The 22,052-nt window shown below is 58.6% G+C and carries 22 protein-coding genes; 11 read left to right on the forward strand and 11 right to left on the reverse strand.

Annotated features, from left to right (window positions below; all coding sequences use genetic code 11):
• Nucleotides 1-13: 13 nt before the first annotated feature.
• Complete coding sequence (locus tag DSM25558_RS21245; protein ID WP_077106676.1) at nt 14-553, reverse strand: TRAP transporter small permease subunit; 540 nt, start codon at nt 551-553, stop codon at nt 14-16.
• A gap of 406 nt (nt 554-959) precedes the next feature.
• On the opposite strand from DSM25558_RS21245, the gene DSM25558_RS21250 reads away from it, so the two are divergent.
• The 3 genes from DSM25558_RS21250 (at nt 960) to DSM25558_RS21260 (ending at nt 3,729) form a co-directional block, all read left to right on the forward strand.
• Nucleotides 960-1,184 (forward strand): aa3-type cytochrome c oxidase subunit IV, encoded by a 225-nt coding sequence (locus tag DSM25558_RS21250; protein WP_077106677.1) that lies wholly within the window; start codon nt 960-962, stop codon nt 1,182-1,184.
• A gap of 157 nt (nt 1,185-1,341) precedes the next feature.
• Complete coding sequence (locus DSM25558_RS21255) at nt 1,342-3,201, forward strand: ABC transporter ATP-binding protein (protein WP_077106678.1); 1,860 nt, start codon at nt 1,342-1,344, stop codon at nt 3,199-3,201.
• 282 nt (nt 3,202-3,483) lie between these two features.
• Nucleotides 3,484-3,729, forward strand: a complete 246-nt coding sequence (locus tag DSM25558_RS21260) for a hypothetical protein (RefSeq protein ID WP_200800783.1) — start codon at nt 3,484-3,486, stop codon at nt 3,727-3,729.
• Between the two features lie 23 nt (nt 3,730-3,752).
• Here DSM25558_RS21260 and bdcA read toward each other — a convergent pair whose 3' ends face one another.
• The gene (bdcA, locus tag DSM25558_RS21265) at nt 3,753-4,466 is read right to left on the reverse strand and encodes an SDR family oxidoreductase (protein ID WP_077106679.1); all 714 of its coding nucleotides are present in this window, start codon (nt 4,464-4,466) and stop codon (nt 3,753-3,755) included.
• A 72-nt stretch (nt 4,467-4,538) separates the two neighbouring features.
• Between bdcA and DSM25558_RS21270 the strand changes: the two genes are divergently transcribed.
• Nucleotides 4,539-5,132 carry a TetR/AcrR family transcriptional regulator gene (locus tag DSM25558_RS21270; protein ID WP_077106680.1) on the forward strand — a complete coding sequence of 198 codons (594 nt, stop codon included), beginning with the start codon at nt 4,539-4,541 and terminating at the stop codon, nt 5,130-5,132.
• An 88-nt stretch (nt 5,133-5,220) separates the two neighbouring features.
• Here the strand turns inward: DSM25558_RS21270 and DSM25558_RS21275 are convergent, their stop codons facing one another.
• Nucleotides 5,221-6,117: a tetratricopeptide repeat protein gene (locus DSM25558_RS21275; protein ID WP_077106681.1), complete on the reverse strand. Its 897-nt coding sequence runs from the start codon at nt 6,115-6,117 to the stop codon at nt 5,221-5,223.
• Between the two features lie 110 nt (nt 6,118-6,227).
• The gene (gene rpsU, locus DSM25558_RS21280; protein ID WP_077106682.1) at nt 6,228-6,464 is read right to left on the reverse strand and encodes a 30S ribosomal protein S21; all 237 of its coding nucleotides are present in this window, start codon (nt 6,462-6,464) and stop codon (nt 6,228-6,230) included.
• 304 nt (nt 6,465-6,768) lie between these two features.
• On the opposite strand from rpsU, the gene DSM25558_RS21285 reads away from it, so the two are divergent.
• Genes DSM25558_RS21285 through DSM25558_RS21305 form a run of 5 tightly spaced genes read left to right on the forward strand, consistent with a single transcriptional unit; the run spans nt 6,769 to nt 12,239 of the window.
• Nucleotides 6,769-8,022, forward strand: a complete 1,254-nt coding sequence (locus DSM25558_RS21285; protein WP_077106683.1) for a sarcosine oxidase subunit beta family protein — start codon at nt 6,769-6,771, stop codon at nt 8,020-8,022.
• Entirely contained in the window at nt 8,019-8,426 is a 408-nt protein-coding gene (locus DSM25558_RS21290) for a hypothetical protein (RefSeq protein ID WP_077106684.1), read from the forward strand. The genes DSM25558_RS21285 and DSM25558_RS21290 overlap by 4 nt, the downstream gene beginning before the upstream one ends.
• Nucleotides 8,427-8,435: 9 nt before the next feature.
• Nucleotides 8,436-8,750, forward strand: coding sequence for a sarcosine oxidase subunit delta (locus DSM25558_RS21295; RefSeq protein WP_077106685.1), 315 nt, complete (start codon nt 8,436-8,438; stop codon nt 8,748-8,750).
• Nucleotides 8,747-11,704, forward strand: coding sequence for a sarcosine oxidase subunit alpha (locus DSM25558_RS21300; protein ID WP_077106686.1), 2,958 nt, complete (start codon nt 8,747-8,749; stop codon nt 11,702-11,704). Before DSM25558_RS21295 ends, DSM25558_RS21300 begins: the two co-directional genes overlap by 4 nt.
• Nucleotides 11,697-12,239, forward strand: coding sequence for a sarcosine oxidase subunit gamma (locus DSM25558_RS21305; protein ID WP_077106687.1), 543 nt, complete (start codon nt 11,697-11,699; stop codon nt 12,237-12,239). Before DSM25558_RS21300 ends, DSM25558_RS21305 begins: the two co-directional genes overlap by 8 nt.
• Nucleotides 12,240-12,262: 23 nt before the next feature.
• On the opposite strand, the gene DSM25558_RS21310 is transcribed toward DSM25558_RS21305, so the two are convergent.
• From DSM25558_RS21310 to dut, 3 genes are all read right to left on the reverse strand, one after another.
• Complete coding sequence (locus DSM25558_RS21310) at nt 12,263-12,895, reverse strand: LysE family translocator (RefSeq protein ID WP_077106688.1); 633 nt, start codon at nt 12,893-12,895, stop codon at nt 12,263-12,265.
• A gap of 115 nt (nt 12,896-13,010) precedes the next feature.
• Nucleotides 13,011-14,543, reverse strand: a complete 1,533-nt coding sequence (locus tag DSM25558_RS21315) for a YifB family Mg chelatase-like AAA ATPase (RefSeq protein WP_077106689.1) — start codon at nt 14,541-14,543, stop codon at nt 13,011-13,013.
• Between the two features lie 152 nt (nt 14,544-14,695).
• Nucleotides 14,696-15,166: a dUTP diphosphatase gene (dut, locus tag DSM25558_RS21320; RefSeq protein ID WP_077106690.1), complete on the reverse strand. Its 471-nt coding sequence runs from the start codon at nt 15,164-15,166 to the stop codon at nt 14,696-14,698.
• Between the two features lie 90 nt (nt 15,167-15,256).
• Here dut and DSM25558_RS21325 point away from each other — a divergent pair, with 90 nt between their 5' ends.
• A complete protein-coding gene (locus DSM25558_RS21325) occupies nt 15,257-16,840 on the forward strand; it encodes a peptide chain release factor 3 (RefSeq protein WP_077106691.1) in 1,584 nt (527 codons plus the stop codon).
• Nucleotides 16,841-16,921: 81 nt separating this feature from the next.
• Here DSM25558_RS21325 and DSM25558_RS21330 read toward each other — a convergent pair whose 3' ends face one another.
• Nucleotides 16,922-18,292, reverse strand: coding sequence for an APC family permease (locus tag DSM25558_RS21330; protein WP_077106692.1), 1,371 nt, complete (start codon nt 18,290-18,292; stop codon nt 16,922-16,924).
• A 157-nt stretch (nt 18,293-18,449) separates the two neighbouring features.
• On the opposite strand from DSM25558_RS21330, the gene DSM25558_RS21335 reads away from it, so the two are divergent.
• Nucleotides 18,450-18,683: a hypothetical protein gene (locus DSM25558_RS21335; RefSeq protein ID WP_077106693.1), complete on the forward strand. Its 234-nt coding sequence runs from the start codon at nt 18,450-18,452 to the stop codon at nt 18,681-18,683.
• On the opposite strand, the gene DSM25558_RS21340 is transcribed toward DSM25558_RS21335, so the two are convergent.
• The 3 genes from DSM25558_RS21340 to glgX all read right to left on the reverse strand — a co-directional run bounded on the left by DSM25558_RS21340 (nt 18,673) and on the right by glgX (nt 21,951).
• Complete coding sequence (locus tag DSM25558_RS21340) at nt 18,673-19,383, reverse strand: transporter substrate-binding domain-containing protein (protein ID WP_077106694.1); 711 nt, start codon at nt 19,381-19,383, stop codon at nt 18,673-18,675. The two genes, DSM25558_RS21335 and DSM25558_RS21340, sit on opposite strands and share 11 nt — an antisense overlap.
• A gap of 29 nt (nt 19,384-19,412) precedes the next feature.
• A complete protein-coding gene (locus DSM25558_RS21345; protein ID WP_077106695.1) occupies nt 19,413-19,901 on the reverse strand; it encodes a MaoC family dehydratase in 489 nt (162 codons plus the stop codon).
• A 94-nt stretch (nt 19,902-19,995) separates the two neighbouring features.
• Complete coding sequence (gene glgX / locus DSM25558_RS21350; protein WP_077106696.1) at nt 19,996-21,951, reverse strand: glycogen debranching protein GlgX; 1,956 nt, start codon at nt 21,949-21,951, stop codon at nt 19,996-19,998.
• Nucleotides 21,952-22,052 lie beyond the last annotated feature (101 nt).

The raw sequence follows: 22,052 nt of genomic DNA on the forward strand, positions 1-22,052 counted from the left end.
GTCAGCCGTGAAATTACTGGAGCGGTTTTTCGTATTTGGTGTCGAGCTGATAGAGCCCGTTCAGCGCGCCGATGCGCTTCACCAGTTCGGATATTCCCTGAAGGACCAGCAGCGCAAAGCCCGCAAAGATGATGAATTTGACCGGCCAGCGAATGAGCCCGCCTGCATTCGACGACACCTCGTTCTGTTGCAAGGAGAGCCAGAACATCGGCCAACTCAACCACGCCAGAACGAAGCAGGCGGGAAGCAGGAAAAAGACGATGCCGATGATATCGACCCACAGGCGGGTGTGCGCTGAAATCGCGCCGTAGATGATGTCGACGCGCACATGTTCGTTCATCCGCAACGTATAGGATGCACCGACGAGAACGATGAAGGCGAACATGTACCACTGGATTTCAAGCCAGCCGTTCGAACTATAATTGAAAAGGTAACGCACAATCGCGTTGCCAGCGCTGACGAGGCAGCAGATCAGGACCAGATAGCCTGCAAACTTGCCCATCGCCTCACTGAACCAGTCAATAAGGGCGCTCAGCTTTAGAAGAGCTTTCATTCTTTCCCCTCCTCGAATCCCTTTGCGGGTATTATAGGTGGGAGGTGCCCTTTGCCGCCTGCACCTGACGATGCTGGCAGCGTGTCTGATCAAAGATTCGGACGTCCTCCACACTCTTTCGTGTAGGAGTTGGCTTTGAGAAATGCAACTGCGATAGCGCGCTGCTTCAGGTAAACCGGGTGTTTGCGAAGAATTGGCCTCGTGCCTGTTGCTGGACTGCACTGTTTCGCAACGTTTTTCGAAGTATCGTATCCAGGCCGACAGCCGTTACTCAATCCATTGCGTTTTTCTGCCAGTCCATGTTAGGTCTCGTGTTGGAGCTTCTGCAATGTCTTGCCGTGGGAGGAACGTGCCGTGCGCACGTGGAGTGCCGGGCAAGATCGTGGATTTATGAAGGGGAAAGAGAATGAGCGAACACCACACAGGACCAGCCGAAGTCGGTGCGCCGATGAATTATTCCGAGCACGAAAAGACCTATAACGGCTTCCTGTCCGCAACGAAGTACGTGACGATTATGGTCACTGTGTTGATGATTGCCATGGCTGTCGGCTTTTTCACCACCGGCGGCTTTTTCGGCGGCGCGCTCGTGTTTTTCATTCTGACGATTGCCGGGTTCGTACTGCTGCGTTGAGTTTCCGAATTTAAAGCGGCGGCGGGAGGCAAAACTCCCGCGCCCGATATTATTTTTACAATCTAAGATAATTTTTGTCTGAAATGGCAATTCATGGTTAAATATCGGCGATTCCCAATGCAGTCGCCTTTCCTTTTCAGTTTTACTGTTTGGTACCATGGCTTTTTCAGACTTCTTCTACCGTCCGTTCGAACGGCTGATCCGACCGCTTGACATTCCCTACAAGCCTCTGCCCGCGCAGGGGCCGTTTCATCTGCTGATGTATTTTGTACGGATGTTTCGCGGGGTTCTCATCGCGATCTCTGTGTCTGCAATGTTGATGGAGGCGACCAACCTCTTCCTGATCTGGAGTTTCTCGGCCATCGTGGATGGCGTGACGGCACAAGGTGCCAAGGCATTCCTGGAAAATGAATGGCAACTCCTGGCGATTATGGTTTTCTTGCTGTTTCCCGTGCAGCCGATCCTTGCGTTCATAGCCAACACCTTGTCCTCACAAGCGCTGGGGGTCGGCATGCCCGCAGCCATTCAGTGGCAGGGGCACAAGGCGGTCGAGCGTCAGGATATCCGCTTCTTTCACGATCTCTTTGCCGGGCAGGTTGCCTCGCGTCTGTCGCAGGTCGCGTCGGCGGTTCAGCAACAGGTCGTCGTGGGATTCTACTCCATCCCGTATTTTCTGATGCAATTCGTCGGCTCGCTCTTCCTGTTGAGCACGGTTGCGTGGCCGCTGGCGTTGACGGTGCTGATCTGGATCATCATCAGTGTCGTGATTGCCGTTCGCGCCGTGCCGAAATTTTCAGAACTGGGCCGACGCTCTGCCAAGCAGCGCAGTCTTCTGGTGGGATCGATGACCGATCTCTACGGCAATATACAAATGGTCAAGCAATTTGCCGCCGAAGACAGCGAGGCGGGCATGCTGCGCAAGGTGTTCGGCGATGTCATCGACACGCAGCACAAGGAGCGACGGGCTTATCTGACCACGCGGTCGAACATCCTTCTCCTCAGTGTCTGTCTGTGGATTGCCATGCTGGGCATCGGCTTTTGGGGCATGATCGCTGGCTTTGTGACCACCGGCCAGTTCGCAGGCTCGATCTATCTGACACAGCGGCTTTCCGCAAATGCGCGGGCTTTTCTGGATATGGGTCAGCAAATCTTTCAGGCCATCGGCACCATTCGTGACGCCATGCCTGTCATGACGACGCCACCGACGATCGTGGATGCGCCGCATGCAGCGCCACTTTTGGTGAGGCGGGGAGATATCAGTTTTGAACATATTCGCTTTGCCTACCGTTCGGAAAAAACGGTGATCGAAGATTTGACGCTCACGGTTGCTGCCGGTGAAAAGGTGGGGCTGGTGGGCTTGTCGGGTGCAGGCAAGACGACGCTGGTGAACCTGCTTTTGCGCTTTTACGAGCTTGATAAGGGCGACATTCTCATCGACGGCCAAAGTATCCGCGCCGTCACACAGGCGAGCCTGCGTGAAAACATCGGCGTTATCTCCCAGGATGTTTCCCTGCTGCACCGCTCCGTGGGCGACAATATTCGCTACGGTAAGCCGGATGCCTCCGCCGAAGCAATCAATGCGGCGGCAAGGGCAGCACAGGCCGACGGCTTTATCGCCGACTTGACCGATGCGGAGGGCCGCAGCGGTTACAAGGCTTTCGTGGGAGACCGGGGCGTGAAGCTTTCCGGCGGCCAACGCCAGCGTGTTGCCATTGCCCGCGTGCTTTTAAAAGACGCGCCCATCCTCATTCTCGATGAGGCGACATCTTCGCTGGATAGTGAGTCGGAAGCAGCTATTCAGGAAAAGCTGGATGTGCTGATGGCGGGCAAGACGGTTATCGCCATCGCCCACCGCCTGTCGACCATCGCGCAGATGGACCGGATCATCGTGCTGGATAAGGGGCGGATCGTGGAGGAGGGGACGCCAGCGGCATTGCTGGAGCGGGATGGGCTTTACGCGCGTCTGTGGCAACGGCAGACCGGGGGATTCTTGGCGACAAACTGGACCCGTGATTGATATGCACGAGATCATCGTCTGCCTGTTCATTTCCGCTATGGCCTCGGAGGCGCTGCTTCTGAACCGGTTCATATATCCCCGATTGTTCTGGTATTTGCCGACATGGCAATCTACCTATTGGGCGGCGGGGGTGCTGTTCATAGCGTTGTTTTTTTCTTTGTTGATGAGCTAATGTATTGGCGGAACGGAGGTGTACCCATGGAACGTGACCCTGCATTGCTGTTGATCTAGAGCAGCCGCCTTCGAATTGAGGATCTGCCAGATGCCGCAGATGAAGGAGCGGTGGCGGATTTTTCACTGTCCTTCAATGGCTATCAGCATTTCGGCTCGTTCCAGGCTGCTGCCGATGCGGCGACGGCGCAAAAGCGCGAAACGCTGGATGATCTTCGCAATGAACTGTTTATAGCTTTCAGGGCATCAAACCATTGTATGAATGACCTTTTTCTGGAAACCTACCGCGAATTGCTGCCTCACTTGAAGCACGCCATTACCAGAGAAAATGGGGGAGCGGCTGCCATCCAACCATGAGTCTGAATGGCAACCATGGATGGTTACGCGCCGAACGCGCCGTCTATGGTGTGCATCGCCCCGGTCACGAAACCGGCTTCTGGGCCGGCAAGCCAGGCGACCATACCTGCGACTTCTTCTGCACGGCCATGGCGCTTGATGGCCATGAAGCTGTGCATGAGGTCTTTCATCGGGCCGTTCTCCGGGTTTGCATCGGTATCGACCGGTCCCGGCTGGACGACGTTTATCGTGATTCCTCTGGGGCCAAAATCGCGCGCCAGCCCTCGCGCCAAGCCTTGTAGGGCGGACTTGCTGACCGCATAGGACGCCATGCCAGCGACGGGCATCCTGTCACCATTGACCGAGCCGATGACGATGATCCGTCCGCCGTCAGGCATCTGGCGAGCCGCCTCCACCGAGGCGTGATAGGGTGCCTGAATATTGATCTGAAATAGTCGGTCTATCGCATCTGGATCCTGTTCCAGAGCATCGCCGAAAATGGCTATCCCGGCATTGACGACCAATATGTCCAGAGGGCCGCTTTCGCGTACCCGGGAAATGACGTCATCGCGGTTGGCGCTGTCTGTCAAAACTGCCTTGCTTCCCGTCTCAGAAGCCAGTTGATCTGCCGCATCCCGGGAGCCCGCATAGGTGAAGGTCACGACAGCACCGTCTGCCGCAAACCGGCGTACAATGGCTGCTCCGATACCCCGACTGCCGCCGAGGACCAGAACGGATTTTCCTTGAAAAGTTGACATTTTGGTTCCTTGAGAATTAATTTAATGAATGCTACATAAATGCCTGGAAATATTCGTCAAGAGATTTTTGTAATGAGTACTACAAATACTGTACGCCCGCGTGGCCGTCCACGCCGTTTTGATCCCGACCAGGGTGTGGCCGTTGCCCAACACCTGTTCCACGCGCGCGGCTATGACGCTGTCAGCGTGGCGGATGTTACAGAAGCGCTGGGTATCAATCCGCCCAGTTTTTACGCTGCCTTCGGCAATAAGGCGGGCCTCTATGACCGCGTTTTAGCTCGCTACGCGGCAACAGGTGCCATTCCTCTTGCCGATATCCTGCGACCCGACCGACCGGTCGCCGAATGCCTGGCGTTGTTGCTGGAAGAAGCCGCTCGGCTCTATGCTGCCGATCCGACAGCCGCTGGCTGTCTTGTGCTGGAAGGCACACGTTGCAATGACGAGGAAGCGCGCGCGGCGGCTTGTGTCTTCCACACGGCTGCAGAGGGTGCCATCTGCGCCTACATTGCCGAACGCCACCCGGAGGAGGCGGAACGCCTGACGGATTTCATCGGCACCACTATGACAGGCCTGTCCGCTAAGGCCCGCAGGGGCCTCGACCTCGACCGCCTGCTGCATATCGCACGCTTGGCTGGGCGGGCATTGGCGCAAGAACTGGCCGCTTAAAGATGTGATGGTTGGGGAGGGGTCTCCGCAACAAAAAAAGCCGGGAGCGATGCTTCCGGCTTTTTTCTATATATATGATTGCTGCCGGTTACGCTGGTCTTGCGCCACGCGTACGGGCCAAGCCATCGACGGCTGGCTTATACTTCGGGTCGAGACGGGCGGCGTGGCCGTAGGATTTGGCGGCCTTGTCTTTTTCGCCACGACGCTCGTAAACCAGTGCCTGGTTTGCCCAGGATTCGGCCAGATCACCGTTCAGCGCAATCGCGTGATTGAAGTCAGCGAAGGCGTTTTCGTCGTCATTGAGGGCGACGTAGGAAATGCCCCGGCCGTTGTAAGGCTCTGGCGAGTTTGGCGACAGCGAGATGGCTTTCGAGAAGTCTTCGATGGCCTGGGCATGCTGGTTGCGCAGCTGATAGATCAGGCCGCGATTGTGCCATGCGCGGCCATCGGTGGTCTCGAGATTAATGGCGGCGGAGAAATCGTTGAAGGCTTCGTTGACGCGGCCTGTCTGGCGATAAAGATTGCCGCGACCGATCAATGCGACGTCATAGCTGGGATTGATCTGAAGCGCTGAGTTGTAGTCCTGCAAGGCCAGCTGCTGCTGTCCGCTGTTGCGGTAGACGAGGGCGCGGTTGGCATATGCCTGATAAAAACGCGGATTGAGCTGCAAAGCGCGCTCGAAATCTGCGATGGCACGTTTGGAATCGCCCGAGCGTCCGTAAGCCGAGCCGCGAACATTATAGCCTTCGGGATCCTGCGGATTGGCATTGATGACCGAGGTCAGCGAGGTGATGTTTTCTGACGAGCCCTGGGCTCGGTCCAACTGGAAAACGTCATTCGTTTGTGTCGTCGTGGCGCAGCCCGAAAGGGTTACGAGCACTCCGCAGACGAACAGGGAAGAACTAAGCCGCATTTTTTTTCTCTGGGATACGCCGTTTGAGATTGCAAACGGATTTCTGGAATCACGGGTATCAACAGCGTTCATGCGATTTGGGTTCCCTTTACCAAGTCCGTTTCACGGCTATAAACTCAAAGAGCGGCGGCGAAAAAATCGCCCCCGCCCCATAAGCATTCAATAACGTCTAAAAAACGGCCTTAGGTGCGGCCAGCTGCTGGACGTGGGCCTGCAATCAGACCTTCGCGCTGCATGCGCTTACGTGCCAGCTTGCGAACGCGACGAACAGCTTCAGCCTTTTCGCGAGCGCGCTTCTGGGAAGGCTTCTCGTAAAAATCGCGCATCTTCATTTCGCGGAAAATGCCTTCGCGCTGCATCTTCTTCTTAAGAGCGCGAAGCGCCTGATCAACGTTGTTGTCGCGGACTAGTACCTGCACGTGAATCCCGTTCCTTTGGTTGGTTATTTTGCCGTGTGAATTGTGGCATTCGCAAGCAAACAAAAAATCGTTCGGTTGGCCGGTGGCCGACGCGATTGGTGACGTGCAATATCAGATCGTTTTCGTGAAGTCCAGCCGTTAACTGTCTAGAGGCCTTAAAAACCAGCGTAGAGACCATTCTTCTGTCATATGTCAAAACAATCATGTCGGCGCGTCGCAAAATGGACATTGCAGTTGATATTGATTTGCCATGTGTATGATGGTGCCGGAATAATCCAGCCGGTTTTCAAGGAGTGGTTCGCGCATGCGCAAATATTCGGTTTTCGCCGTGGCTCGCGAGGCTCTGCGCGGACATAAAGGCTGGGATGCACAATGGGCCTCTCCCGAACCGCGCAAGGAATACGATGTCATCATCATCGGCGGTGGCGGGCATGGGCTGGGTGCGGCCTATTATCTGGCCAAGGAACATGGCATTACCAATGTCGCGGTGCTGGAAAAGGGCTGGATCGGCGGCGGCAACAGCGGACGCAACACCACCATCATCCGCTCCAATTATCTCTATGAAGAGAGCATGGACATTTACGAGCACTCCCTGAAACTGTGGGAAGGCCTGAGCCAGGATCTCAATTATAACGTCATGTATTCGGCGCGCGGCGTGATGATGCTGTCGCACAATGTGCACGACCAGCAGTCATTCAAGCGCCATATCAATGCCAACCGTCTCTACGGCATCGACAATGAATGGCTGACGCCGGAACAGGCCAAGGCCTATTGTCCGCCGCTCGATATTTCCGCCAATGCGCGTTACGCCATCAATGGTGCAGCGCTTCAGCGCCGGGGCGGCACGGCGCGGCATGATGCTGTCAATTGGGGTTATGCGCGTGCGGCGTCGGATCGCGGTGTGCATGTCATCCAGAACTGCGAAGTGACCGCCATCCGTCGCGGGCCGGATGGTGCCGTGACGGGTGTGGAGACCAATCGCGGCTTTATCGGTGCCAAGAAGATCGGCGTTTCGGCGGCGGGGCATTCCTCCGTGGTCATGAAGATGGCCGATGTGCGGGTGCCGCTGGCCTCCAACCCGTTGCAGGCGCTGGTGTCTGAACCGCTGAAGCCGATTTTTCCTTGCGTGGTCATGTCCAACACGGTGCATGCCTATATCTCCCAATCCGACAAGGGTGAGCTGGTGATCGGTGCGGGCACGGACCAGTATAATTCCTATTCCCAGACCGGCGGGTTGCAGATCATCACCCACACGCTGGATGCGATCTGCGAACTGTTCCCGATTTTCCGCCGTGTGAAAATGATGCGCCAATGGGGCGGCATTACCGACAACACGCCGGATCGCTCGGCAATCCAGAGCGTGACGCCGGTGCCGAACCTGTTCCTCAATTGCGGCTGGGGCACGGGCGGGTTCAAGGCGACACCGGGGTCTGCGCATCTGTTTGCGCATCTCATCGCCCGCGGCGAGCCGCACAAATTGGCGGAAGGCCTCAATCTGGAGCGGTTCCGTTCGGGACGGCTGATCGATGAGGCGGCGGCGGCGGCGGTGGCGCATTGAGGGCGGCTGCGGCAATTCTTGCTGCTGCTTTTGCAGCCTCGCCGGCGCAGGCCAGCAAGCTTGTGTTGGAAGAGAAAGATTTCCGCATGCAGACGATCCGCAAGGCGCAAGGGGAGGCCAACTGGCCTTTTGCTGCAACCGAGGGCGTGCTGCTGTGCGCACCTGTCATCGGTGACAAAGCAGTTTATTTCGTGGGCACGACCGAGGGTGGTGGGCAGCAAGAGCCTGTTATTCTCAACACGAACCCGATGATGATGGCTGTTATAAATCTCGGAAAAACGAAGGTTTTCCGCGACTTCACGACTGTCGATGAACTGATGGGCAGGCTTTACCCCTATATCACCATGGGGAAACGCCTGTGTGACCAACCCGCCGGAACTGTCGTTCCGGAAAGCTCTCTTTGAGGCAAGAACATGCTGCTGATCCGTTGTCCCTATTGTGAAGAAGAGCGTTCCGAGCTGGAATTCCGCTGGGCGGGGGAGGCGCATATTGCGCGGCCCGAAAATATTGCCGGAATTTCCGATGAGGAATTCGCCGAATATTTCTTCATGCGCGACAATGACAAGGGCATGGTGTTTGAGCGCTGGCGGCACATTCACGGCTGCGGGCGGTTCTTCAACGCTGCGCGCCATTCCGTGAGCGACAAGATTTACCTGACCTACAAGGCGGGCGAGCCGAAGCCGGACGAGGCCACGGTTCTGGCCGGACATGAAGGAGCAGCCCGATGAGCGGCGCCTATCGCATCAAAGGCGCTGGCCGCCTGACGCCTGCGCGCACGGCGCGCTTTACCTTCGATGGCAAGATCCACACGGCCCTTCAGGGTGACACGGTGGCCTCTGCCTTGCTGGCGGATGGCGTGCATCTGATTGGCCGCTCGTTCAAATATCACCGTCCGCGCGGTTTTCTCTCCGCCGGGCCGGAAGAGCCGAATGCGCTGATTGACGTGTCGCGCGATGGCAGCCGCAAGCAGCCGAACGTGCGCGCCACGGTGCAGGAAGTGTTCGATGGGGCGATCGTCTCTTCGCAGAACCGCTTTCCTTCGCTGTCCTTCGACGTGGGTGCGGTGAATGATTTCCTCTCGCCCCTGTTCGTGGCGGGTTTTTACTACAAGACCTTTATGTGGCCGAAGGCGGCGTGGGACAAGCTGTATGAACCGATCATCCGCCGTGCGGCGGGGCTTGGCAACGCGCCCAAGGAAGGCGATACGGATCATTATGCCAGCCGTTATGCCCATTGCGATGTGCTGGTGGCAGGCGGCGGCGTGGCCGGTTTGACGGCAGCGCTGGCTGCGGCAAAGACCGGGGCGAAGGTCATTCTGGCGGATGAGAACCCGGAGGTTGGCGGCGCTCTTCGTTTCGATACCGGCACGACGATCGACGGTATCAACGGCTATGACTGGGCGCAGAGGACTCTGGCCGAGCTGAAGGCCATGCCGAATGTGCAGGTGCTGACGCGCACCACCGTGTTCGGCTATTACAACCACAATTTCATCGGCCTTGCCGAGCGTGTGACCGACCATCTGGCAACACCGGGACACGCGCCGCGCGAGCGGCTGTGGCAAGTGCGGGCGAAGAAGGTGGTGCTGGCGACCGGCGCTATCGAGCGGCACATGGTGTTTGCCAATAATGACCGGCCGGGCATCATGCTGGCATCGGCTGCGCGCACCTATCTCAACCAGTACGGCGTGACCGTGGGCCACAATGTGGCTGTCTATACCGCCCATGATTCCGCTTACGAAACCGCCTTCGACCTGAAGCATGCAGGGGTGGAAATTGCGGTCATCGTGGATTGCCGCGCCAACCCGGATGCCAAGCTTCTGGACGAGGCGCGGGCGCTGGGCATCGAGGTGCTGGCGGGCCATAGCGTTTACAATACAGCTGGGCGTTTGCGGGTCTCCTCCATCACCGTCGGTCGTAATGGCGGGTCTTCGAAGCGCAAGATCAAGGTGGATGCGCTGGTGGTTTCCGCCGGCTGGACGCCGTCCGTGCATCTATTCTCGCAATCGCGCGGCAAGCTGACATACGACAGGGAAAACCAGCGTTTTCTCCCCGATGTGCATGTGCAGGATTGCGTTTCCATCGGTGCCTGCAACGGCACGGATGATCTGGCCGCGCTGATTGCCGAGGCGGCATCTGCGGGCGGTGGCGCTGTGGAATTTTCCGCCAGCAACGCGCATGTGTGGACTGGCGGCATGATTGGTGCGGCGGAAGGGGCGGGCGAAGGCGACAACGTCAAGGCCTTTATCGATTTCCAGCACGATGTCTGCGCCAAGGATATCCGCCTTGCGGTGCGCGAGGGCATGCATTCCATCGAGCATATCAAGCGCTTCACCACCAATGGCATGGCATCCGATCAGGGCAAGATGTCCAACATGCATGGCTTGGCCATCGCATCCGAAGCGCTGGGGCGTGACCTGCCCAAGGTGGGGCTGACGACATTCCGTGCGCCCTATACGCCGGTGACTTTCGGCACGCTGGTGGGTCATTCGCGCGGCAAGCTGTTCGATCCCGCCCGCAAGACACCGATGCATGCGCTGGAAGAGGCTGCCGATGCCACCTTTGAAGACGTGGGCAACTGGAAGCGCGCATGGTTCTACCCGCGCGCCGGTGAAGACATGCACCAGGCTGTGAACCGCGAGTGCAAAACGGTGCGTGAGACGGTGGGCGTGTTCGATGCGTCGACACTCGGTAAGATCGAGGTTGTGGGGCCTGATGCGGCCAAGTTCCTCAACCTGCTCTACACCAATGCCTGGGGCACGCTGAAGCCCGGCCGCTGCCGCTATGGCATCATGACCCGCGAAGACGGCTTCGTTTATGATGATGGCGTGGTGGGGCGTCTGGCCGAAGACCGTTTCCATGTGACAACGACGACGGGCGGTGCGCCGCGCGTGTTGCAGCACATGGAAGACTATCTCCAGACCGAATTCCCGGACCTCAATGTGTGGCTGACATCCGCCACCGAACAATGGGCTGTCATTGCCGTACAGGGGCCAAAGGCGCGTGAGGTGATTGCGCCGCTGGTTGATGGTATCGATCTTTCGCCCGAGGCCTTCCTGCATATGGCCATTGCCGAGGGCACGATTTGCGGCGTGCCGACGCGGTTGTTCCGTGTGTCCTTTACCGGCGAACTCGGTTTCGAAATCAACGTACCAGCCGATTTCGGTCCTGCCGTGTGGAAGGAAATTGCTGAGCGCGCCGAGGCCGTCGGCGGTTGCCTCTATGGCACCGAAACCATGCATATTCTGCGCGCCGAAAAGGGCTACATCATTGTCGGTCAGGATACCGATGGCACGGTGACGCCTGACGATGCGGGGCTTGGCTGGGCGGTGTCCAAGAAGAAGACGGATTTCGTTGGTATTCGCGGCTTGCAGAGGCCGGACCTCAAGCGTGAGGGACGCAAGCAACTGGTGGGTCTGCTACCGAAAAATTCGCATGACGTGCCGGAAGAGGGCGGGCAGATCGTTGCCGATCCGAACCAGCCGAAACCGATGACCATGCTCGGCCACGTCACATCATCCTACTGGTCCGAAAATCTCGGCCGCTCCATCGCCTTCGGGCTGGTGGCCGGTGGACGCGCGCGGATAGGCGAAACGCTCTACATTCCGCTGGCCGACAAGACGATTGCGGTTGAGGTGACGGACATGGTGTTCTTCGACAAGGAAGGAGGCCGCATCAATGGCTGATCTGGCAAACCGCACTTTGGTTCTGGAAGGCGCACGCGCCGGTTCCGCAACCGTCTCTATCAAGATGGCAGCTCCCGCCTACCGTCTGTCCCTGCGCGCCAAGGCAGATGCGGTGGCGGAGCTTTCGCAGGCTCTCGATATCAGCCTGCCTGAGACCCCCAAGACGTCCACCACCTCAGCTTTGCGCGCCGCGCTGTGGCTTGGGCCGGACGAGTGGCTAGTGATCGACCAGGGCGAAAGCAACCTGATGGATGCCTGCGCCACCGTCTCGGCTCCGCACTCCGCTACAGACGTCTCCCACCGCAACACGGCCATCACCGTCTCCGGCACGGGGGCGGAAGCGACGCTGAACACGGGCTGCCCGCAGGATTTGTCGCTCGCCGTGTTTCCCGTCGGCGCGTGTTCGCGCACCGTGTTCGGCAAGGCGGAAGTGGTGATCTTGCGCGTGGCGGAAGACACGTTCCGGGTGGAATGCTGGCGCTCTTTTGCGGACTATGTGTTCGGGTTGCTGGACGAGGGCGCGCGGGATGCCTAAGAGAACGCCCTCTTAGGGCGTTTTCAGTTTCTGCTGCCGAGTGCCAGACGGCATGCAAGCCCGGCGAAAACGGTTGCCAGCAGATATTGCGGCAATTTGGGAAAGCGGCTGATGGCTGATAAGCGGCGACGGATGCCGGTTCCCAACAGAATGACCGCACCATTCACCAAAAAACCAATGCCGTTCAGAATGCTGGCGAGCACTAACGTCTGGATGAGCATCGAACTGCCATTCGGATCGATAAATTGCGGGAAAAGAGCCAGCACGAACAGCGCCATTTTCGGGTTGAGAATGTTGGTCGCCAGACCCTCGATGAAAATCCGCTTGCCCGATAGTCGCGTGAGACCTGCTGATGGTGCGAAGGCGGAGCTTCGTGAGCGAAGGGTCTTGTAAGCCAGATAAAGCAAATAGGCGCAGCCCACCCAACGCACGATTTCATAGGCAATTGGCACGGTCAAAAAGAGTTGGGACAGGCCGAGAGCGGCAGCGATTGCGTGGCAATAGGTGCCGACAGCTATTCCGGCATAGGTGAGAAAACCCGCGGACCGACCCTGGCTGACACTGCGTGATGCGATGAGCAGCATGTCAGGGCCGGGCGTCGCGGTCAGAACAAGGGCTGCGGCGGCAAAAAGTATCAGTGTGGAGAAGTCCGGCATAATCTTTCCTTTTGAAATGGGAGCCGGAATTCCGATGTATCATTCTTGATGCCGATTGCAACTGTGCTTGATGACACCTGTGATTTTTGCGTCTGGCGGAGCGCAAGCGGTAAGGTTAGGCCGCCGCCGTCAGTCGCTCCCCTGCTATCCGATAGGAAATCGCTTCTGCCAGATGAATGCGGGTAACGGTTGTCTTGTCGTCCAAATCGGCGAGAGTGCGGGCGACTTTGAGGATGCGGTGGTAGCCGCGGGCGGAGAATTTCAGTTTTTCGGCGGCGTCTCGGAGCAGTTGCAGGCCTGGGGCATCGGGTTCACCGAATTTTTCGATCAGCGCCGTGGAGCAGCGGGCATTGGTGCGGATGCCGTTGAAACCTGCGGCCGCGAAACGGTCCTGTTGTAGATCACGGGCGCGGGCGACGCGTCTGGCGACATCTGCGCTGGCTTCGGCGGCCATGGGGCGGATGAGATCGGCGGCGGAGACGGCGGGAACTTCGATGCGGATATCAATACGGTCCATCAGCGGTCCGGAAATGCGCTGCTGGTAGTCCGTGACGCAGCGCGGACCACGCGCGCAGGTGAAGCCGGGTTCGCCCGCCATGCCGCATTTACACGGGTTCATGGCAGCGACGAGCTGGATTTCTGCGGGATAGCTGACGCGGTGGTTGGCGCGGGCAATGATGCATTCGCCGGTTTCCAGCGGCTGGCGCAGGGCATCCAGAGACTGTGGCGAAAATTCCGGGAACTCATCGAGGAAGAGTACCCCATGATGGGCAAGGGACGCTTCGCCGGGTCGGGCACGCAAGCCGCCGCCAACAAGGGCTGCCATGGTGGCGGAGTGGTGTGGAGTACGGAACGGGCGGCGATCCGACAATTTTCCGCCGGAGAGTTGGCCCGCGATGGAGTGGACCATTGAAACCTCCAGCAATTCCGCAGCCGACAGTGGCGGCAGAATGGAAGGTAGGCGCGAGGCCAGCATGGATTTTCCCGAACCGGGTGGGCCGACCATCAGGAGATTATGGCCACCGGCGGCGGCCACTTCCAATGCTCGTTTGGCGCTTTCCTGCCCCTTGATATCGGCCAAGTCAGGCAGGTTGGCGGGATGGGCGCGAATGGCCGGGACGGGACGTGACAGGCGCTGTGTGCCACGGAAATGATTGACGAGTGCGATGAGGCTGCGGGGTGCGAGAATATCGAAATCGACCCCCGCCCATGCGGCTTCGCCGCCGCTGTCAGCCGGGCAGATGAGGCCTTTGCCCTGCGCATTTGCGCCGATGGCGGCGGGAAGCGCGCCTGACACGGCGCCGATGGTGCCATCCAGATTGAGTTCGCCCAGGACGACATAGGAACCCAGTGCATCTGCGGGAATGGCACCCAAGGCAGCCATGAGGCCGAGCGCAATGGGGAGATCGAAGTGACTGCCCTCCTTGGGCAAATCAGCGGGTGCCAGATTGACGGTGACCTTCTTGGCGGGAAGTGCCAGGCCAGAGGCGTGGAGGGCTGCCTGCACCCGCTCCCGGCTTTCGGCAACGGCTTTATCCGGCAGGCCGACGATCTGCATGCCGACCTTTCCGGGTGCGACCATGACCTGAACTTCGACGGGCACGCCCTCTATGCCCTGAAATGCCACCGTATTGACGCGCGCAACCATGTAAGCCCCCAACAGGCGGACTTTAGAAAACGCGCAATCAAGCGTGTAAGTGTCCGCCCATGCAACCTTGCACAACGCAAACCGGAAAACAAGAACAGGAAGTGAACAATTTCACTTATACCGGGCAGAAATTTGCGAGCGGTTGTGAGGCATCAGACGCCGGTGGAGCCGAAGCCGCCGGTGCCGCGGGCGGTATCTGACGTCTCCGTTACCTCGAAGACGGCCACTTGGGTAACGGGCGCAATGACCATCTGGGCGATGCGCATGCCGCGTTCGACCACGAAATCTTCCTGCCCGAGATTGGCGAGGATGACTTTGACCTCGCCGCGATAATCGCTGTCCACCGTTCCCGGCGTGTTGAGGCAGGTGATGCCGTTCTTGATGGCAAGGCCGGAGCGCGGGCGGATCTGTGCCTCGAAGCCCTGTGGCACTTCGAAGATGAAGCCGGTGGGGACGAGGGCGCGCGCGCCCGGCTTCAAGACCAGGGGTTCCTCTGCTGCGACTGCGGCGCGCAGGTCCATGCCGGCGGCACCTGATGTTTCGTAGGATGGCAGGTCTATGCCGTCCGCATGGGCTAGACGAAGGAGATTAAGGGCGGGGCGATTTTCGTTTTTTAGGGTCATGCGGCATTAGTTTGCCGTGTGGGTGCCAAGGTCAATTGCAAAAGCGGCCCCGAAACGTTAGATACCCGGCAATTCCACAGGATTTGTTTGATGCCCGAAACACTCGCAGAGGCGGTTTCCCGCCGCCGCACCTTCGCTATCATCGCACACCCGGACGCCGGTAAGACGACGCTGACCGAAAAGCTGCTGCTGTTCGGCGGTGCCATTCAGCTGGCCGGGGAGGTGAAGGCGAAGAAGGACCGTATCCAGACGCGGTCCGACTGGATGAAAATCGAGCGCGAGCGCGGCATTTCGGTCGTCACCTCGGTGATGACGTTCGAATATGACGACAAGGTCTTCAATATTCTCGATACGCCCGGTCACGAAGACTTTGCCGACGATACCTATCGCACGCTGACGGCGGTGGATGCGGCCATCATGGTCATCGATGCCGCCAAGGGTATCGAGCCACGGACCCTGAAGCTGTTCGAAGTGTGCCGCATGCGCGATATTCCGATCATCACCTTCGTCAACAAGATGGACCGCGAAAGCCGGGACATTTTCGAGATTCTCGATGAAGTCGAGGAGAAGCTGGCGCTGGATACGGCACCGATTACCTGGCCGATCGGTCGCTCGAAAAGCTTCTGCGGCTCCTACCATCTGGCCAGCAACCGCGTGCGCGGTTCTGACAACGAGGTCGATGCTACGCAGGTCAACGGACCGCAGGCGGTAGCAAGCCGTCTGCCGGAAAACGAGCGCGATGCCTTCATCGAAGAGACCGAACTGGCGCTGGAAGCCTGCCGCCCGTTTGATCGCACTGCGTTTCTGGAGGGGCATCTGACGCCGGTCTTCTTCGGCTCGGCTCTGCGCAACTTCGGCGTTCGCGACCTGATCAATGCTCTCGGTGACATCGCGCCGCCGCCACGCAACCAGGTGGCCGATACGCGCACCGTGCATGCCGATGAAGACAAGATGACGGCGTTCGTCTTCAAGATTCAGGCGAACATGGACCCGAACCACCGCGACCGCATTGCTTTCGCCCGCATCTGCTCCGGCAAGCTGGAGCGCGGTATGAAGGCGCGGCTGGCGCGCACCGGCAAGCAGATGGGCCTGACGGCACCGCAATTCTTCTTCGCCTCACAGCGCCACATTGCTGACACGGCCTTTGCAGGTGATGTGGTGGGCATTCCCAACCACGGTACTTTGCGCATTGGCGATACGCTGACCGAAGGCGAAAACCTGGTGTTTCAGGGCGTGCCGAACTTCTCGCCGGAAATTCTGCGCCGCGTGCGGCTGGAAGATGCGATGAAGGCCAAGAAGCTGAAGGAAGCGCTGCACCAGATGGCCGAAGAGGGCGTCGTGCAGCTGTTTTCACCGGAAGACGGCTCGCCTGCCATCGTCGGTGTTGTCGGCGCGTTGCAGCTGGACGTGTTGAAAGAACGGTTGATGGGCGAATATGGCCTGCCGGTTTCGTTCGAAATGTCACGCTTTTCGATCTGCCGCTGGATTTCAGCGGAGCAGGCGGCGGATATGGAGAAGTTCCTGACCGTCAAGCGTGGTGATATCGCCCGCGATCTGGATGGCGATCCGGTGTTTCTGGCGCAGGATGCGTTTTCCCTGCGGTATGAGGCCGAACGGTATCCGGGCATCAAGATGGCTGCGATCAAGGAGTATCACGTCGCCAAGGCGGCGTGATTCCACAACAAAAGCATCTCTCGCCGCGCAGACGCGCGGCGGCTGGACCCCGCATCATCTGCGGGGTGAAGATGGGGCGTATTACGCCGCCTTCTGCTGCATCTTCATGAAGCTCACCGTCGCCAGCCACAACAGCACCCCAATAAACAGCAGCACACCGGCAATCGAATATTGTACCGGGTCGCGACCCGTCCACGGGCCGACGAGGAAGAAGCAGCTGACGGCACCGATGATGGGCAGGATTGTCGGGGTGCGGAAATGTTTGTGCTCGACCTTGTCCTTGCGCAGCACCAGCACGGCGACATTGACGATGGTGAAGACGCCGAGCAGCAGCAGCGCCGTGGTGCCGCCCAGCGCCGGGACGCCGCCTGCGAAGGCGATGAGGCCGATGGCTATCAACGATGTGAAGACGATGGCGATATAGGGCGTCTGGCGGGCCTTGTGGACCTTGCCGAGTGCTGGCGGCAACACGCCTTCGCGGCTCATGCCGTAGATCAGGCGGCTCGCCATCATCATGTTGATGAGCGCGGAGTTGGCGACCGCAAACATGGTGATGATGCCGAAAATGCCGATGGGGAAGTTGGGTGCGCCTGCGGCCACCACCTTCAGCAAGGGCGTTTCGCCTTCTCCGAGATCAGCTGCCGGAACCAGCGTGATGGCGGAAATGGCGACGAGAATATAGATGACGCCGGTGATGGCGAGGCCGCCAAGCAGCACTTTCGGGAAGATGCGAGCTGGCTGCTTGCATTCCTCGGCCATATTGACCGAATCCTCAAAGCCCACCATGGCGAAGAAGGCGAGCGTGGTGGCGGCGACCACTGACCAGATAACACCGTGTTCGCCCGCAGGCTGGAAGGTCCAGACGCGAGAAACATCGCCCTGACCATTGCCGATGGCCCAGAAACCAATGCCGATGATGATGAGCAGACCGGTGAGTTCCACGACGGTCAGCACGACGTTCATCTTCACGCTTTCGCCCACGCCCCGGAAATTGATGAGCGCGATGGCGACGATGAAGGCGATGGCGACGCCCGTTACGCCGAAAGCGCCGAAATCAAAACCGGTGACGGTGGTGAAGTTGGCGGCGAAGGCGCGTGACGCCGTGGAAGCGGATGTAACACCCGACGACATGACCGTGAAGGCGACGAGGAAGGTTATGAAGTGTACGCCGAAGGCTTTGTGCGTATAGAGCGCTGCACCGGCAGCTTTGGGGTATTTCGTGACCAGTTCCAGATAGGAGCAGGCGGTGAGAAGGGCCACACCGAACGCTATGAGGAATGGTAGCCAGACAACGCCACCGACTTCTGCGGCGACCTGTCCGGTCAGCGCGTAAATGCCAGTGCCTAGGATATCTCCCACGATAAACAGAAGCAGCAGCCCCGGCCCGATGACACGTTTGAGCTCAGTTTTAGGCTCTGCGGAATCGTCGGGTTGCGTGATATTTTGTGCCATTGAATTGTCCCCCCTCAAGGCGTGTAGCCTTCAACGCGTATAGCGGGGACAGGTTCCGGCTCTTTGGTGAGAAAACGTTGTGCGCAATGAATGTCGTCAGAAGTGTGGAATGATTGAGGTCAATCGCGTATATATCCTTTAAAGAGGACATCGAGCGATGCAGGTTCATGTAGAAAAATATCCGCAGTTGCGAGCGCTTTGTTGGAACCGTGCTGAAAACGTGGTTTTGGGAGGCGATGAGGCGTTTACGCTTTATGAGCGGAACTGGCGTTTCGTCGACGGAGAAGCACTGACCGATGACGAAGAGGCATTGCTGGCTCAACTCATTGAGGAACACGGGCCGTTGCTTGTTGCGGGCAGAGGCTGGCCTGCAATGCTCGCTAAGTCGTAATCATGTTGATATCCGCATCGCTGAAGCCGAAAGTTTTCATCATCGCCCGGTGCTCATTCGAACCAAGATATTGCGTCAGCGCGGAATCGATCGCATTTTTCAATGTGTCGTCTGATTGACGAAAACCAAATGCACCGAAAGCCGCAGTGTGTTCCGTCCTTGGGACAGCAATAACGTCCATATCGATATCTGGATGTCGCGAGAGATGTCCTCGATGTGCCATGGCAACGCTCGCATAAGCATCCACCTTGCCTTCAAGAACGGCATTTGCAGCCTCATCATAGGTTTTGTATAAAACGACCCGGTCTTCCGGAATGCCAGCAGAAAGCGCAGCTTTGTGCTGGACCTGATCGTGTATCGCCGCCAGCTTGCATTTCCGGTTTACTGAAACGGAGGCGTATCCGCTCAGTTTTTTTGGATTTCCTTTTCTGACAAGTAATCCGTCGGACAATGCCCAGATAGGACGACTGAAAGCTGCGATCTTTCTCCGCTCAGGCGTATCGAACAGACCAGTTGTGATATCCCAATGTCGTTGCTCCAGACCCGGGAGAAGTTTGAAAAATTCGGTTTCGATGAATTCAACTTTATCGATGCCGATCATCGACAGGACTATTTTTGCCAATTCTACGTCACAGCCTGTCACATGGCCGTTGTCAGTGCGATAGTTGAACGGGGGCTCCATCAGATAAGCAAACTTCATAAGGCCTCCACAGTCAGATTAATTTTTAATCACACGTCTTCTGGACGATCCTCCGGGTTAAACTGGCTGATCGTAGTCCACCGCGCTGTCAATGCGGGTTTCTTTTCGTCTTCGATTTCCACCGTCACGTCATAGGTGTTCATCAGCATGGCACCGCCGCGGAAGCGGGCTTCGGCGAGTGTGAAGTGGCCGCGGATGCGGGCGCCGCTTTTGACGGGGGCGACGAAGTGGAGTTTGTCGAAGCCGTAATTAATGCCCATCGTTTGTTCGCGGATTTTGGGCAGGGCGCTGTAGTTCATGGCCGAGAGCAGCGAGAGCGTCAGGAAACCGTGGGCAATGGTGCCGCCGAAGGGGCTTTCGTCGCGGGCGCGTTCGGGATCTGTGTGGATGAACTGGTCGTCGAGCGTGGCTTTGGCGAAGGCGTCGATCATCGCTTGATCGACGGTGATCCAGTCCGATACGCCGACTTCGGAGCCGACTAGGTCTTTAACGTCAGCCAGAGAAATTTCTTTGGGCATGGTTCCTCGCGAAGACAGGACGTTTGAACGCTGTGACGTGCCGAACTCTACAGGGGCGGGCCTAAAGAACAATGGCCTTTTTGCAATGCAGCATTCAAGGCCGCAGATAGAAGACGACCGAACGGGCGGGCAGGTGGGCGGGATTGCCGAAATCCGTGCCGATGGCCTGCCAGCCTTCGCCGGGAAGTGAAAACGGCACGACCGCGTGGGTTCGGTTGAACAGAATGGCAAGCCGGGCCGGTTCATCGGTCAGGCTGCCATGGGTTTTGACCAGCACCGCTAGCGGCGTGCCTTCCGGCTTTTCCCAGTCGGTCGCGGTCAGCGGCTCTCCCGACGGCGACAGCCAGGAGATGTCATCGGTATGGGGCGAAAAGAAACTCATGTCGCTGAAAGCGCTGAAGCGCCTGCGCAGACCGGACAGAAACGCCGTGTGTTCGATCAGCTCCGGCGAAAGCGCTGCCCAATCGACCCAGGTGATCTCGTTATCCTGACAATAGGCATTGTTGTTGCCCTGCTGGCTGCGCCCGCCCTCATCCCCTGCCGTCAGCATGATGGTGCCGCGCGTCGTAAACAGCGTTGACAGCATCGACTTGACGTCGTTGATACGGGCTGCCTGGATTGCCGGATCATTGGTCGGCCCCTCGACGCCATTGTTCCAAGAATGGTTTTCGTTGTGGCCATCGCGATTGTCTTCGCCATTGGCCTCGTTGTGTTTGCGGGCGTGGGACACGAGATCGAACAGGGTGAAGCCATCATGTGCCGCGAGGAAGTTGACGCTGCGGGTTTCGGTTCTGTCGTGGCGGGAGAAGATGGGCGAGGAGCCGGCAAGCGCATCGGCCAGCGCGCCCGTCGTAGCGTCATCACCACGCCAGTAGCGTCGCAGATCATCACGTGCGCGGTCATTCCATTCAAGGAAATTGTCAGGGAAATTGCCGAGCTGATAGCCGCCGGGGCCGATATCCCAAGGCTCTGCAATCAAAACACGATCGTGCAGCAATGGGTCGTTTTTCATGGCGTTTAGGGTTTCGCTGGCGCTATCAAAACCGTCTGCCGTGCGGCCGAGGATGGGGGCGAGATCGAAGCGGAAGCCGTCTATGCCCGCATGTGCCACGAAATGCCGGAGGGTGTCGAGAACAAGCTGGCGGACCTGCGGGTGATCACAGGCGACTGTGTTGCCAGTGCCGGTGTCGTTGACCAGCGTGCCGGGATCTTGGGGCAAATGGCGGTAATAGGTGAGGTTATCCAGCCCGCGCAGCGATAGCGTCGAGCCGAAACGGTCGCTTTCGCCGGTGTGGTTGAAGACGAGATCGAGGATGACGCCGATGCCCACTTCATGCAGCGCGGCGACCGTATCGCGCAGTTCCGTGATGCCGCCGGGGCAAAGGCGTGGATCGAGCGTCATGAAGCCGACGGGGTTGTAACCCCAGCCATTGGTGAGGCCGAGCGGGGGCAAATGCCGCTCATCGATCCAGGCGGTGATCGGCATCAGCTCGATGGCATCGACGCCAATGTGCTTGAGATGCGCGATGATGGCGGGGTGAGCGAGCGCTGCGACCGTTCCCTTGATGGTATCGGGCACATCAGGGTGCAGCATGGTGAAAGGCTTAACGGCGACTTCGTAGATCAGGCCACCCGGTGCGAAGCGGGGTGCCTGGCGCTTTACGGGCTGGTGTTGCGAAACGATGGACTTGGGCATGATGTGCGACGTGTCGGTGCCGAAGGTGAACAGTGCCGGGTCATGAACGAAAGGCTGGTCGATCTCCGTGGTATAGGGGTCGAGCAGGAGTTTTGATGGGTCGAACCACAGGCCGTGACCGGGGGCAAAGACGCCGTCGGCGCGGAAGCCGTAACGGGTGCCTACGGGGGCGTTGGTGGTGACGCGGTGGATGTCGTTTTCATCGCGCTTCATCGGTATGCGGGCGGTTTGGGTGGTGCCGGTGGGGTCGAAGAGGCAGAGGTCGATGTGCGAGGCGTGGCGGGAGTAGACGGAGAATGCCGTGCCGTTTGCCGTGGGGATGGTGCCGAGTGGGGGAACGGTGGGGCTGGGCATGGGGTTTCCGTTCGTGTTTTGAGGTTTGTGGGTGGGGCTTACCCCCCTCTGTCCTGCCGGAAATCTCCCCCTCAAGGGGGGAGATCGACTCGCAGTAACCT

The sequence above is a fragment of the Agrobacterium sp. DSM 25558 genome (assembly GCF_900100825.1).
GTDB lineage: Bacteria > Pseudomonadota > Alphaproteobacteria > Rhizobiales > Rhizobiaceae > Agrobacterium.

Excerpts from the sequence above, each read along its gene's own strand:
- DSM25558_RS21305 (WP_077106687.1), top strand. The coding sequence starts at position 11,697 with ATGGCTGATCTGGCAAACCGCACTTTGGTTCTGGAAGGCGCACGCGCC.
- DSM25558_RS21315 (WP_077106689.1), bottom strand. The coding sequence starts at position 14,543 with ATGGTTGCGCGCGTCAATACGGTGGCATTTCAGGGCATAGAGGGCGTG.
- glgX (WP_077106696.1), bottom strand. The coding sequence starts at position 21,951 with ATGCCCAGCCCCACCGTTCCCCCACTCGGCACCATCCCCACGGCAAAC.
- DSM25558_RS21285 (WP_077106683.1), top strand. The coding sequence starts at position 6,769 with ATGCGCAAATATTCGGTTTTCGCCGTGGCTCGCGAGGCTCTGCGCGGA.
- DSM25558_RS21245 (WP_077106676.1), bottom strand. The coding sequence starts at position 553 with ATGAAAGCTCTTCTAAAGCTGAGCGCCCTTATTGACTGGTTCAGTGAG.
- DSM25558_RS21335 (WP_077106693.1), top strand. The coding sequence starts at position 18,450 with ATGCAGGTTCATGTAGAAAAATATCCGCAGTTGCGAGCGCTTTGTTGG.
- bdcA (WP_077106679.1), bottom strand. The coding sequence starts at position 4,466 with ATGTCAACTTTTCAAGGAAAATCCGTTCTGGTCCTCGGCGGCAGTCGG.
- DSM25558_RS21300 (WP_077106686.1), top strand. The coding sequence starts at position 8,747 with ATGAGCGGCGCCTATCGCATCAAAGGCGCTGGCCGCCTGACGCCTGCG.
- DSM25558_RS21340 (WP_077106694.1), bottom strand. The coding sequence starts at position 19,383 with ATGAAGTTTGCTTATCTGATGGAGCCCCCGTTCAACTATCGCACTGAC.
- DSM25558_RS21345 (WP_077106695.1), bottom strand. The coding sequence starts at position 19,901 with ATGCCCAAAGAAATTTCTCTGGCTGACGTTAAAGACCTAGTCGGCTCC.
- DSM25558_RS21275 (WP_077106681.1), bottom strand. The coding sequence starts at position 6,117 with ATGAACGCTGTTGATACCCGTGATTCCAGAAATCCGTTTGCAATCTCA.
- DSM25558_RS21325 (WP_077106691.1), top strand. The coding sequence starts at position 15,257 with ATGCCCGAAACACTCGCAGAGGCGGTTTCCCGCCGCCGCACCTTCGCT.
- DSM25558_RS21250 (WP_077106677.1), top strand. The coding sequence starts at position 960 with ATGAGCGAACACCACACAGGACCAGCCGAAGTCGGTGCGCCGATGAAT.
- dut (WP_077106690.1), bottom strand. The coding sequence starts at position 15,166 with ATGACCCTAAAAAACGAAAATCGCCCCGCCCTTAATCTCCTTCGTCTA.
- DSM25558_RS21295 (WP_077106685.1), top strand. The coding sequence starts at position 8,436 with ATGCTGCTGATCCGTTGTCCCTATTGTGAAGAAGAGCGTTCCGAGCTG.
- DSM25558_RS21255 (WP_077106678.1), top strand. The coding sequence starts at position 1,342 with ATGGCTTTTTCAGACTTCTTCTACCGTCCGTTCGAACGGCTGATCCGA.
- DSM25558_RS21310 (WP_077106688.1), bottom strand. The coding sequence starts at position 12,895 with ATGCCGGACTTCTCCACACTGATACTTTTTGCCGCCGCAGCCCTTGTT.
- DSM25558_RS21270 (WP_077106680.1), top strand. The coding sequence starts at position 4,539 with ATGAGTACTACAAATACTGTACGCCCGCGTGGCCGTCCACGCCGTTTT.
- DSM25558_RS21330 (WP_077106692.1), bottom strand. The coding sequence starts at position 18,292 with ATGGCACAAAATATCACGCAACCCGACGATTCCGCAGAGCCTAAAACT.